Consider the following 12,283-nt stretch of genomic DNA (forward strand, 5'->3'; position numbering starts at 1 on the left):
ATAAACGTTTACGTAAACGTTTTAATGAAATTCCGCAAAAGAGGGAGCCTGTTGTTAACAGGAATCCCTGACGATTAACTGAGCGGGAAGGCGGTACTCGCGAGGCTCCTCTTCCTGCCCGTCGGCTTCCTCGATGCGGCTCAGCATTACCTCGGCGGCCTTCTCTCCCAGCTCGAAGCTCGGCTGCCGAATGACCGTAAGCGGAGGCGTCGTAATCTTCGTCCAATCGTAGTCGTCGTAGCCGATGACGGCAAGCTCCTGCGGAATGCGGACGCGCCTCTCTTGAAGATAGCTCATCGCGCCCATCGTCAGCACGTTGTTCGCCACGAACAACGCCGTCATGTCGGTGCCGTCGAGGAGCTGCTGCGCGGCCAGGCGGCCATTGTCGAAGCTGGCGGGAATCTCCCGGACCAAGGCCGGGTCGAACGCAATGCCGCGCTCCTCCAGCGCCTTCCTGTAGCCCTCGAGCCGCTCCATGCTGGTCGAGATGCCGAGCGTGGCCGAGAGGAAGCCGATGCGCTTGTGCCCTTTGTCCAGCAGCTCCCGCACCGCCTGGAGCGTCGCTCCGAAGCCGTCGGACAGGATGAAGTCGCCCTTGTAGCCTTCGGGCCGGCGATCGATGAAGACGACCGGGTACTTGCCGTTCACGGTCTCGCTCAAGTGTCCGACGTCCTCGGCGATGGAAGCGATAATCAGGCCGTCGATCAGCTTGGCGTTGAACAGCTTGATCTGTTCGATCTCCTCTTCAAGCTCCTCGGTCGAGTTGTTGCTGAGCAGCATATGATAGCCGCGGCGCTTCAGCGTCTTCTGGATGCCCTGGGCGACCGTCATAAAGAAGAAGTTCGACGTGTCGGAGGGCAGCATCGGCACGATCAGCCCGATCGTGTTCGAGCGCTGGCTGCGCAGGCTCTGGGCCACCGCATTCGGACGGAAATCAAGCTGCTCCATCGCGCGGTAAACCTTCTCCTTCGTCTCCAGCGAGACGAAGCGGGTATTGTTGATGACATGCGACACGGTAGCCGTAGACACTTCGGCCAACTGAGCCACCTGCTTGATTCCTGCCCGCATGATCTTCACTCCCGCGTAATCGTTTACGTAATCGTTTTTCTGATGCGTAATTCATTATAATTCGGCGGGAGGCCGCTGTCAATCATTCCGTTGTTGCGTGTCGTTCCGCTGCCGCGATCATACCGGCGCCGCGAGCGGATAGACGCTCAGGCTGTTCAGCGTCACGGAGCCGCCCGTCGCGTACAGCTCAAGTCCTGCGGCCGCGAGCGGCGGGAAGATCTGGTCGGTGACGACGGCGAGTCCGTCGTTGCCGAAGACCTCCGCCGAAGCGCGGTCGACGACGATTCGCAGCCGAATCTTGCCGTCCGTCGTCTCGGACATCTCGACCTCATGCCGGGCCGCGAAGGTGCCGTCGAAGCTCGCGTCGCCCGATGCGGTACGGTCCACGAACAGCTTGCCCGCCGCTTTGTCGTACCCGACCGCCGTCTCATAGCCCGCGCCCTTCCTGACCTTGAAGCCGTAGGACGCCGCGGTCGCCGTGTCGTTCTGGAATTCGGCCACAATCTCGAATGCCGTGCCGGACAGCAGATTGGACGAGGTCGGCGCGATCGTCTCCCCGCTCCACGAGCTCGCCGCGCCGCGCAGCGCGGACGTCTCGGCGACGGGCAGCAGCGTCAGCCTCGCGCCGGTTCCCGTCGAGACCAGTTGCGCTTCCCGGGGCAGCGTCGTCGCTCCGCGCCAGATCGAAGTCGGCGTCTGCTGGCCGTAGCTCCAGTTGTTCATCCAGCCGAGCACGATGCGGCGCCCGTCCGAGGACGGAATGTTCGAGAAGGAGACGGCCGCATAGTTGTCGGCGCCGTAATCGGTCCACAGCACGGTCGACGCCGGGTTGTCGTTCGTGAACGTCGTGCCGTCGAACTGTCCGACGAAGTATTGCGTCCCCGTGCCTCCGGCCGGCGCCCCGCCGCTTATGCTCACGGTCAGCACCCACTTGACGAGCGAAGGATTGCCGTCGACGGGCAGCGCGTACAGATCGGGGCATTCCCAGGTGCCGCCGTGAGCGCCGTCCGCGCTGCCGAACTCGCTGGCATACGTCCACGACTTCAGATCCGGCGACGTATAGAACACGATCCGGTCGCCGGCCGACAGAGCCATCACCCAACTGCTCGTATCGTCGTGCCAGATGACCTTGGGATCGCGGAATACGGTTGTTCCGGACGCCATCGGCAGCACCGGGTTGCCGGCATACTTGGTCCAGGTGCGCCCCTTGTCGTTGCTGTACGCGAGGCTCTGCGTCTGCACTCCTCCCTTCTCTTGCGTGAAGATCGCCACCAGCGGCGTCTGCCCGTCCTTCGCGAATCCGCTCGTATTGTCCGGATCGGCCACGACGCTGCCCGACCAGATGAAGCCTCCGGCATCCGGCTCGAGGGCGATCGGCAGCTCCTCCCAGTCGGTCAGGTCGACGCTTACCGCATGTCCCCAGGACATCGGCCCCCATGTCGTTCCGTTCGGATTGTATTGATAGAACAGATGATATTCTCCATCGATATATACGAGCCCGTTCGGATCGTTTATCCAATGGCGCGCCGGCGAGTAGTGCGCTTGCGGCCGGTAGGCCGCATAGCGGTCGGAGGAGGCGAGATCGCTCTCCGTATTGAACACGTGAACGTCGTCCAGATTGAGATGTCCCCAGCCGCCCGTTGCGTTGTCGACGAGCTTCAGATGGACGCTCTCGCCCAGATAGGCGGAAGCATCCCAGAACTTGCGCGTATACGCCTCGGTGTCGGAGCCCGTCGCCTTCATCAGCTCCGCCCCGTCCGAGTTCCGCACAAGCGCGATGTACAGCTCCGGCTCGTCATGCCCGCCCGCCAGCAGGAAGTCGATCCAGCCCGTGCCCGCCAGCGTAAACGTCGAAGATTCCAGCACGCCGGTCTGACTGTCGCCGCCGTCCTTGAAGCCCCACAGGTGGTATGCGCCGTCATGGCCGAACGTCGTCCCGGTTCCTGATGCCGCATCCGAGGCGACATCCGCAGCCGCGAAAGCGTCGCCGACGGCGGTCCAGCCGGTCAGATCGCCGCTCTCGAAGCCGGGATTGGCAATATCGACCACGGCAGGCGGCTGTGTCGGCACGTTGACGTCGTCCAGATTGAGATGTCCCCAACCGCCCGTCGCATTGTCCACCGCGAGAATATAGCATTCGGTGCCGATATAGTCGGACGCATCCCACTTGATGCGGGTGTAAGCCTCCTGATCCGCGCCGGTCGCCTTGAACAGCTCCTTGCCGTCGGAGCTGCGCACGAGCGCGACGTACAAGTCGTAATAGTTGTTGCCGCCGCCAAGCAGGAAGTCGATCTGGCCGTTGCCGCCCAAGATAAACTTCTGCGAGCGCATCGACCCGGTCTGGCTGTCGCTCCCGTCCTTCACGCCCCACAGATGGTAATCGCCGCTCTGATTAAACGTGCCGCCCCAGCCCCAATCGTCGGCCGTCGTCACGTCCTGCGGACTGAAGGCGTCGCCCGAGAGAACGGTCCAGCCCGACAGTCCGTCGTCGAATTCGTGGTTGACGAGTCCGCCGTGCGCCGGCTCCGGCGTCACCGTCACCGCCGTCGTCGCGGTAAAGCCGCCTGTGCGGGTCGTGGCCGTGATCGTTGCGGTGCCGACGGCAAGTCCCGTGATGTTGCCGTTCACGACCTTGGCGACAGCCGGATTGCTCGACGTCCAGACGACATCCTTGTCGGTCGCGTTCGCCGGCGAGACCGTCGGCAACACCAGTTGGCTGTCGCCGGCAATAATCGTTTTGGCGGCCGGGAGCGATACGCCGGTCGGCTCAACCTCGTCATAAGCCGAATTCATCGCCCACACCTTCAGCGACTTCACGACAACCGTGCCGGCGTCGGCGTTAGCCCACAGTTGCAGGCCCGTGGCGTCGCTGCGCGTCGGATAAGCCCGCGTCGTCAGCGCCTTGAGTCCGTTCAGATAAGCTTCGATCATCGAGCGGTCGACGTAAATATGCAGCTTGATCGTGTCCGTTCCGATATCGACGGTGCCGCCCTGATAGCCCTTCTCCACGTCGGGGTTCAGGCTCGACTTCAAGCGATTGACCCAGAACTCCTGGGCGCTCTTCTTGTAGTAGACCAGCGTCTCCTCCTCCGCGCCGGGCGAACGGCGCAGGCTGAAGCCGACCTCGTTGGCCGAGCCGGGATCGATCTCCGCCTCCAGCTCGAACATATCCGAATCGACGGCCGACGCCAGAGCCGTATTGGCCGCGGCGAAGCTCGTGTCGGACGTGATGCTCACGAGCTCCGTCCCCCGCAGCGACTGCAGCTCCGCGATCGGCTCCATGCCGAGCCGCCCGTCCGACCGGAGATAGACGGACAGCGGCAGGCCGAAGTTATGCGCGTAGCCCGCTTCGTAATCCATCGTGGCCGTTCTTCTTCCCTGCGCGATGCTGTATACGATCGTGCGGCCGTCCGGCGTCACGTCGGTCGCCGGCCCGGTGAAGTGCTCCCCGACGTCCAGCAGCTGCGGCGCGGGATCGTCCGGCACGAACTTGGCCGTGTCCGGGTCCCACGTGCCGATCCAGTAGTAGGTGTAGCGCGACTGATACTCGGCCTTCGACATCTTCGCCGGATTGATGATAAAGATATATTTGCCGCTGTCGCCGAGCGGGCGCAAATTCGGCAGTTCCCAGACGCGCCCCGTCTCCGGATAGGCCGCATAGTCGCCGACATACAGATCGCCGCGGAACGTCCAGCCGCTCTCGAGCGTCGGATCGGTCGTCGAGTAGACGAGCGCGGTGCCGCCGATATCGCCGCCCGAGCCGTCCTGCTTGCCCGAAGTGACGAGCATGAACCAGGTGTCGCCGTCCTTGAACACGAACGGGTCGCGGAACTCTCCCGGGATGCCCTGGCCCGGCTGCTGGTCGACGACCACCTGCGGGCTCTTGAGCCAGTTGTTCAGGTCGTTGTCCCCGTCCACCGCATAGTTGCTGCGCACGAGATTGATTCGCTGACTCGGCGAGCGCCGGTCGTCGCCGGCCGTGTAGAACAGCACGGGAATGCCGTTGCCGTCCAGCGTCGAGCCGCCCGCCCAGGCGCCGTCGGGATCGACCGCATTCTTCTCGGGGATGATCGCATCCTCGGCATCGCGCCAATGCACCATATCGGAGCTGACGAGATGGCCCCAGCGAATATGGTTCCAGAACGGGCCGCGCGGATTGCTCTGGTAGAAAACATGGTATTGCCCGTTGAAGTAGATCGGTCCGCCGGGCTCGTTCTGCCAGGCCGAAGGCGGCTCCGCATGGTACTGCGGACGCTGCGCATCGTCGGCGAGCTCGCTGCGGTCGATGCGGTTGTCCGCCGTTGGCAGATTGCCGCCCAGGGCGCTCATGTAGCTGTCGTACGCACTCTTGACCTCGGCCGCCCCGAGCGCTTCGCTGCGGATTGTCACCTCGTCGATCAGCCCGCTGAACGCGTTCAACTGGAACCCGTACAGCCAGTAGCCCTGATTGTTGCGCCCGATCAGCAGGTCGGTGTTGCTCGGCCGGATCGGCTCGCCCGGCGCGAAGCTGGCGGCGGCGACCTGTTCGCCGTTCAGGTACAGCACGGCGCGGCCCGTTGCGCTGTCGTAGGTGGCCGCTACATAGGACCACTCGTCCAACGGCAGCTCGCTGTCCGTCTTGACCTCCCGCCAGTCCGTCCCGGTGCCGAACTGGAAGCCCCAGGCGCCATGCCGGTAGTTGCCGAGAATGAAGCCTTCCTTCGCCTCGCGATTGTGCTGGTTCACGATGGCCGACAGCCGGCCGTCGTCCCCGTGCTCGAAGTTGCGCGGCGCGACCCAGGCTTCGACCGTAAGCTCGCTTCCCGGCGCGGGGATGCGATCCGCGGTTCGCGTCACATAGGTCGAATAGCCGTCGAACAGCAGCGCTCCGCCGCTCACGCCGTCGCTCCGCCACAGCGGGCTTCGCGCCGGCTGATAGACTCCGTCGTTCAGGTGGTAGGCTACCGGATCGTCCGTGCCCGTCACCGCCTCCTGCGTCGCGCTGCCTGCGCTCTCATCGAGCTGCCAATGCGCAACCGTGCCCCCGGCGTAGACCGAGTTGTACACGTGGAAGTCGTCCACGTTCAGATGGCCGAAGCCGCCGGTCGCATTGTCGACCAGCTTGATGGACAGCTCCTGCCCCAAGTAGGCGGACGCGTCCCAGAAGATGCGCTGCATCGCTTCGTCGTCGCTGCCCGTCGCCTTGAACAGCTCGGCTCCGTCCGCTTCCCGCACGAGGGCGACGTACAGGTTGGCGTCGTCGCGGCCGCCCCCGACCAGGAAGTCGATCCCGCCGTTGCCGCTCAAGGTGAACGTCTCCGACTTCAACACGCCGGTGCGGCCGTCCCCGCCATTCTTGAAGCCCCACAGGAAGGAATCGCCCTGCTTGCGGAATTCGCCGCCCTGGCTGTACAGCGTCTCATGGACGAGACTCGACGGAGCGAACGCATCGCCGCCAGCGCTCGTCCAGCCGCGGATCTCGCCCGGCACAAGGTCGGTCTGCTCGAAGTCGTGGTTGTACAGCGCCGGTTCGACGTGAGCGTGCAGCGAAGCCGTGTACGGCACGTTCACATCGTCGAGGTTGATATGGCCGCTTGTCGTGCTGTCCGTCAGCTTGATGTAGACGACCGTGCCTATGTAGGCGGAAGCGTCCCAGCTCACTTGGCCGTAGGCATCCGTGCCGCCTCCGGTCGCCTTCAGCAGCTCGGCGCCGTCCGACGCCCGGACGAGCGCGACATAGGCCGACGTCAGGTCGTTCGTGCCGCCGACAAGCAGATCGATCTGGCCGTCGCCGCCCAGCAGGAACGTCTCGGAGCTTAGCGTCCCGACCTTGGCATCGTCGCCTCTGCCGCCCCAGATGTGCCAGAAGTTGTGCTGGCCGAACGCCTGCTTGTTCCAATAAGTCGTATCGGACGCCACGTCTCCCGCCGTAAAGGCAGTGCCGCTGACGCTTGTCCAGCCCGACAATCCGCTCTCGAAGCCGGGGTTGGACAGCGTCGTCGCCGCCTTGGCTTCCCCGGCCGGGCCGAGCGCCTGAACCGCGGTCGCCAGCAGCGCCGCCAGCATAGGAATGGCGATTCGCCTCGTGAAGCGTTTAGGTGCAGCCTTCATCACGATAAACTCCTCCTTGTTTGTGGGGGTCCAGCAATGATTGCAATAATGATTCCAACAATGATTCTCCCTTCGTCAATGATTGCGTAAACGTTTACGTAAACGATTAAATAAAATCGTTCACCCCTCCTTTCCTACGCATTCCGTCAATTCGCTGCAGCTCCACTGCAACAGCAATTGCAGTTCAATTGCCGCCCCTTTGCAACCCATTGTGGTAAACGTTTACGCAAACGTTTATATGATATCGCTTACAGTATAAAAAATAGCTGCCGACTCTGTCAATCGCTTTTTCGCCGCCGTGAACTTCCTTGTACGAGGGTTGCCCGCTTGGGGTTCACGACGGCAATCGGCTTCCTTGTCCTTCGCTTACTCGCTTGCTTGCTCCTGAATCGTCACCTTGACCGGAGAATACTCCGCGATAACCGTCTGGCCGTGAACCGAGACGCTTCCTTCCGGCGACAGGTCCTTCTCCGTCATGATGCCGAGCGCAATCGTAAAGCGATTGAACTTGATCGGCACGTTCCGCTCGCGGCGAACCTCCCGGCCGTTCAGGTAGAACACCGCTTCGTCCTTGGCGCGATTGTAGACGATCTTGTAATCGTTGAATTCCCTGGCTTTGAAGTCGGTGTCTTCCTTGAAGATGCAGAAGAACCGGGTCTTGTCGGACTTCGGCACCTCGACTCCGGGGAACGGAAGCACGGCGTATACCGAAGCGTACTTGTCGTTGCCTGCGAAGAAGTCGAGCGCGGCGCCGGTTGTGAAGTCAAGCAGATTCCAACTGACGTAGCCGTCGTACAGATCTCCCGGAGCCGTGCCCGTCGAACGGGCGCGAATCGACATCTCGAACGTCACTTCGCCCTCCTCCGGCACCTCCACTTCTTCAACGGAGTAGTACATGTGCTTAGCATTGTCGAGAATTTGCACACGGTCGTGACCGCGGCTCAGCGGCGCCCGCACGTACAGCGTGTTGTTGCGCACGATAACCGTCGCATCCGGCTCCCGGTATTCCCAGAACGAGCCGTCCGGAAGCTTAAAGCCGCCCACCTTCCACACGTTGCCCTCGTCCAGAATCGTATGGAAATCTCCGTAAATCTTTTCCATCCCCAACTCAGCTCCCGTCGTCTTAAAGAATAAGTCCTTGAATAACAAGCGATACGATCAGAATGACGCCGAACTGCGAGGTGGTCTTGACGGATGCGCCCATCAGCGGCGCGTAAGCGATCGAGGCATTCTTCTCCTTCAGCTTGCCGTACACCGAATAAAGCGGAATCGCCGTCAGCAGCGCCAGCAGCGAATAGATCGGCACGATACCCGCAACGGCGCACGCCAGATGAGCCAGCACCGCCAACAGCAGCAGCGTTCTCGAGAACACCAGCGCCCGCTTCTCGCCCCAGACGACGACGAGCGTCTTCTTGCCCGCCTGACGATCCGCCTGCCAATGCAGAAAATGATGGTTAAACAAAATCAGCGTCGTCAGCAGCCCGATCGGCAGCGACAGCAGCAGCGCCCGGTAGTCGAGGTGGGACGTCTGCACGTAGTACGAGCCGGTGACCGGCAGCACGCCGAACGACAGCAGAATCGCGATCTCGCTGTAGCCCTTGCCCCGGTAGCCGAAGCGAATCGGCGGAGCGACGTAGAAGTAGGCGATCAGGCCGCCGAGCGCCCCGAAGATAAAGGCCCACCAACCGCTCGCAATGCCGAGCACGATGCCGCTGGCCGCAGCGACGGCGAACAGCGCCCACGTGACGAACGCGAATTTTCTCACACTCCAGATCCCCTTGGTCAAGAAGCCGGAGTTCGTGGAGATCACGTCCTTCATCTCGTGGGCTTCCTTGTCCGTCCCATTCTTGTAGTCCCACAGATCGTTGATCATATTGGAGAACAGATGGGCGGAACCCGAGCCGAGCAGCGTAAGCAGCAGCAGCCACATATTCAGGTCGCCGTCCCAGACGTACGCCCCGAGCGCTCCGAGCGCAACGGGAATAAGCATCACGGGGATAACCCTGAAGCGCGACGCCTTGCGGAATTCCAATATTTTATCTTTAAGCCTGTCCATCGGTCGACCCCTCTCCTTGGTCATGACACAGACCAGAATACCATAGATCGGAGTCGAAGATGTAACAGAATTGTTCCGGAACTGTTGCGAAACGATGAATCATTCTGGGTTCTCTGCCGGGATTTCGGTTATTGCGGCGGGGCGCCTTGTCGGAAGAGGAAGTTCGTCCAGCTTCTCCCATTGGTCCAGAAAATGAACCGACTTCAGCTTCATCCCGAGGTGGTGGTCCATCCATCTGCGCATGGCGATCTTAAGCCCCGCCTTGACCGGGGGCTTCACATCGATCTGCCCGAGCTGCCTGAGGTCGACCGCTGCGAAGATGCGCAGCAGCTTCCATACCTGCGGCATCAGCTCGAGCGCTTGCGGGTCCTGATGGCGGCACCGCTGGCATACCGCGCCGCCGAGGAGCGGGCTGAAGCGGAAGGGGCCGTCCGCGCTCCCGCATACGGCGCATTCGTCCAGCATCGGGGCGTAGCCGACCGACTGGATGACCTTCATCTCGAAGATGCGCAGCACGATCGCGGGGTCCTTGCCTTCGGCAATCGCCGTCAGGCAAGCCTTGAACTGGTGGTACAGATAGCCGCTTGCGTCTTCCTCGGCGACGGCCCGGTCGCACAGCTCCGCCGCATAGGCGGCGTAGGCGGCACGATCCAGGTTCTCCCGGAGCTCGCGGTACGATTCGAGAATCTCGCCGCTGTTCAGCGAACCGAGGCCGCCGGAATTGCCGGATTTATAAAAAGAAAAATCGCCGTACGTGAACGGCTGCGAGAGAGAAGCGTATCGACTCTTGGGCTTGCGCGCCCCTTTGACGACGATTCCCTGCTTGCCGTGCGTCGGCGTGAATATCGTGATGATTTTGTTGCCTTCCCCGTAATCCGTACCGCGGATGACAATCCCTTCCATGCGATACAGCATCGGCCTCTCCCCTTCGATCTTCGAGAGACTCCGAATCAGGGCGCAACGGACTCGCCTTCGGACGCTCCTCCGGCCGGGTCTGGCGCCGCATCCGGATTCGGATCTCCTCCGGCCCTCAATTGATTCATTTCCTTAAACAGCAAGTAGGCTTCGATATCGCCGGTCTGCGCAAACACGTGCCACGTGAAGTCCCGCACAACGCCTCATCCTCTCCGCCGGGAAATGACTTGCCCGTATTCCGACGTTAGGATGCCACGCGCGATGAAGGCCCATGCTTAACAATGTTAGCCAGCTTTCGGTCATTCAAGCGATCAATCGTGGCGGAAGCCGAGCGACTTCAGCACCGAATCGCGGTTGCGCCAGTCTTCCTTCACCTTCACCCACAGCTCCAGGAAGATCTTCGAGCCGAGCAGCCGTTCCATATCTTCGCGCGCCAGCTTGCCGACCTGCTTGAGCATCGCTCCCTGCTTGCCGATAACGATTCCCTTCTGCGAGGATCGCTCGACGTAGATGACGGCCCCGATGTTGACGATACCCTTGTCTCCCTTGCCCATGCTCTCGATCTCGACCGCGATCGAGTGCGGGATCTCCTCCCGCGTCAACTGCAGAATCTTCTCGCGGATCAGTTCCGCGCAGACGAACTGCTCCGGATGGTCCGTAATCTGATCCGCCGGGTAATACATCGGGCCCGCTTCCAGATAGCGGCCGAGCTGGTCCAGCAGCGTCGTCACGTTATTGCCGCGCAGCGCCGACACCGGAATGACCTCCGCGAACGAATGCAGCTTCGCATACTTCTCGATGACGGGAAGAAGCGCCTCCGGGTGAACCTTGTCGATTTTGTTCAGAACGAGGAACACCGGCGTTTGGATCTTCTTAAGCTGCTCGATGATGTAGCGGTCCCCGCCGCCGAGCTCCTCGGAGACGTCGGTCAGGAACAGCACCGCGTCGACCTCGCTGAGCGCGCCTTCCGCCGACTTGACCATGTAATCGCCCAGCTTGGAGTTCGGCTTGTGAATGCCCGGCGTATCGAGGAAAACAATCTGCATCTCGTCCGTCGTATAGACGCCGTGAATCTTGTTGCGCGTTGTCTGCGGCTTGTCGGACATGATTGCGATCTTCTGCCCGATCACCTGATTCATCAGCGTGGACTTGCCCACGTTCGGCCGTCCCACAATTGCCACGAAGCCCGATTTGAACGGCTTCTTCCCGTTGTTGCCTGTCAATTCTGCCATCTCAGTCCTTCTTTCCGTAATTCAGGTCGCTCGGGGCGAACGCCCCCGGCAGCAGCTCCGCCGCCGTCATGACCCGGATGTCTCCCTGTAGATTCCCCATAATAACGGGCATGTCCGCGGCGCACAGCTCCGAGATCACCTGTCGGCACACTCCGCACGGCGTTATCGGCTGCGGCGTGTCGCCGATCACCGCAATCGCCTGGAAGGAGCGCGCCGCATGGCCGTCCGCAATCGCCCGGAACAGCGCCGTCCGCTCGGCGCAGTTCGACGGGCTGTACGCCGCATTCTCCACATTGCAGCCATGGTGAACGCGCCCTTCCGCATCCAACAGCGCCGCTCCCACCCGGAACTTGGAGTACGGCACATACGCCCGCCTCATCGCCTTCTCCGCTTCCTCCAGCAACCGCTCCTTCGTCCACCCGCTCCAGCTCATGTCGCCCATTCCTTTCTTCTTCGCCGCGCACGCTCGGCCACTCCGAGAACTCGCCCGCTCGGCGCCTCCCGGCCCAAACTCCCGAATCCCCGCCGCCGATCCGACTCCCGCCGCTTGCCCACCACACGTGCCCCCCAACAGCTACTGAGCGGATGTATGCGGTTTTTCACATTCACTGCGCTTTTACACCGTGTGCCGCCGCCCCGTACTCTCGTCGCTCTCCCACCAGATGTGCAATGCCGCAACTTTTGAGCAAATGTATGTGGTTTTTCACATTCATTTTGCATTTTGCGGCACTTTTGAGCGAATGTATGTGGTTTTTCACATTCATTCCGCGTTTTGCGATACTTTCCAGCGAATGTATGGTCGAGTAGGTAGGGCCTCTCCTTTCGAGGATTGTGCCCGTCCCCCTCACAGATCCGTACGTGCGGAATTCCCGCATACGGCTCTTCGACGCATCTTTCACAGAATGGTTATTTGTAGATATCG

Annotated in this window: 9 protein-coding genes; all 9 read right to left on the reverse strand. The window is 61.7% G+C overall.

Features of this window, described 5'->3' with window-relative positions; genetic code table 11:
* Window positions 1-54: 54 nt before the first annotated feature.
* The gene (locus E6C55_RS21560) at window positions 55-1,068 is read right to left on the reverse strand and encodes a LacI family DNA-binding transcriptional regulator (protein WP_230986797.1); all 1,014 of its coding nucleotides are present in this window, start codon (window positions 1,066-1,068) and stop codon (window positions 55-57) included.
* Window positions 1,069-1,185: 117 nt separating this feature from the next.
* Window positions 1,186-7,158, reverse strand: coding sequence for a GH32 C-terminal domain-containing protein (locus E6C55_RS21565; RefSeq protein ID WP_230986800.1), 5,973 nt, complete (start codon window positions 7,156-7,158; stop codon window positions 1,186-1,188).
* A gap of 366 nt (window positions 7,159-7,524) precedes the next feature.
* A complete protein-coding gene (locus E6C55_RS21570; RefSeq protein ID WP_230986798.1) occupies window positions 7,525-8,259 on the reverse strand; it encodes a DUF6081 family protein in 735 nt (244 codons plus the stop codon).
* Between the two features lie 22 nt (window positions 8,260-8,281).
* On the reverse strand, window positions 8,282-9,214 hold the full coding sequence (locus E6C55_RS21575; protein WP_136371894.1) for a prenyltransferase: 933 nt from the start codon (window positions 9,212-9,214) through the stop codon (window positions 8,282-8,284).
* Between the two features lie 99 nt (window positions 9,215-9,313).
* Window positions 9,314-10,129, reverse strand: coding sequence for a DNA repair protein RecO (recO, locus tag E6C55_RS21580; RefSeq protein WP_136371895.1), 816 nt, complete (start codon window positions 10,127-10,129; stop codon window positions 9,314-9,316).
* Between the two features lie 35 nt (window positions 10,130-10,164).
* Window positions 10,165-10,326, reverse strand: a complete 162-nt coding sequence (locus E6C55_RS21585) for a YqzL family protein (protein WP_136371896.1) — start codon at window positions 10,324-10,326, stop codon at window positions 10,165-10,167.
* Window positions 10,327-10,440: 114 nt separating this feature from the next.
* Window positions 10,441-11,361, reverse strand: a complete 921-nt coding sequence (gene era / locus E6C55_RS21590; RefSeq protein ID WP_136371897.1) for a GTPase Era — start codon at window positions 11,359-11,361, stop codon at window positions 10,441-10,443.
* Window position 11,362: 1 nt separating this feature from the next.
* A complete protein-coding gene (gene cdd, locus E6C55_RS21595; protein ID WP_136371898.1) occupies window positions 11,363-11,794 on the reverse strand; it encodes a cytidine deaminase in 432 nt (143 codons plus the stop codon).
* 172 nt (window positions 11,795-11,966) lie between these two features.
* Window positions 11,967-12,283, reverse strand: a 317-nt coding sequence (locus E6C55_RS34250) for a hypothetical protein (protein WP_211093625.1), incomplete at its 5' end; no start/stop codon positions are given.

The organism is Cohnella fermenti, assembly GCF_004801405.1.
Lineage (GTDB): Bacteria > Bacillota > Bacilli > Paenibacillales > Paenibacillaceae > Cohnella > Cohnella fermenti.

Bases quoted from the DNA above. Each gene is read 5' to 3' on its own strand.
- E6C55_RS21565 (WP_230986800.1), bottom strand. From the start codon at position 7,158: ATGAAGGCTGCACCTAAACGCTTCACGAGGCGAATCGCCATTCCTATG.
- E6C55_RS21575 (WP_136371894.1), bottom strand. From the start codon at position 9,214: ATGGACAGGCTTAAAGATAAAATATTGGAATTCCGCAAGGCGTCGCGC.
- cdd (WP_136371898.1), bottom strand. From the start codon at position 11,794: ATGAGCTGGAGCGGGTGGACGAAGGAGCGGTTGCTGGAGGAAGCGGAG.
- recO (WP_136371895.1), bottom strand. From the start codon at position 10,129: ATGCTGTATCGCATGGAAGGGATTGTCATCCGCGGTACGGATTACGGG.
- E6C55_RS21560 (WP_230986797.1), bottom strand. From the start codon at position 1,068: ATGCGGGCAGGAATCAAGCAGGTGGCTCAGTTGGCCGAAGTGTCTACG.
- era (WP_136371897.1), bottom strand. From the start codon at position 11,361: ATGGCAGAATTGACAGGCAACAACGGGAAGAAGCCGTTCAAATCGGGC.
- E6C55_RS21570 (WP_230986798.1), bottom strand. From the start codon at position 8,259: ATGGAAAAGATTTACGGAGATTTCCATACGATTCTGGACGAGGGCAAC.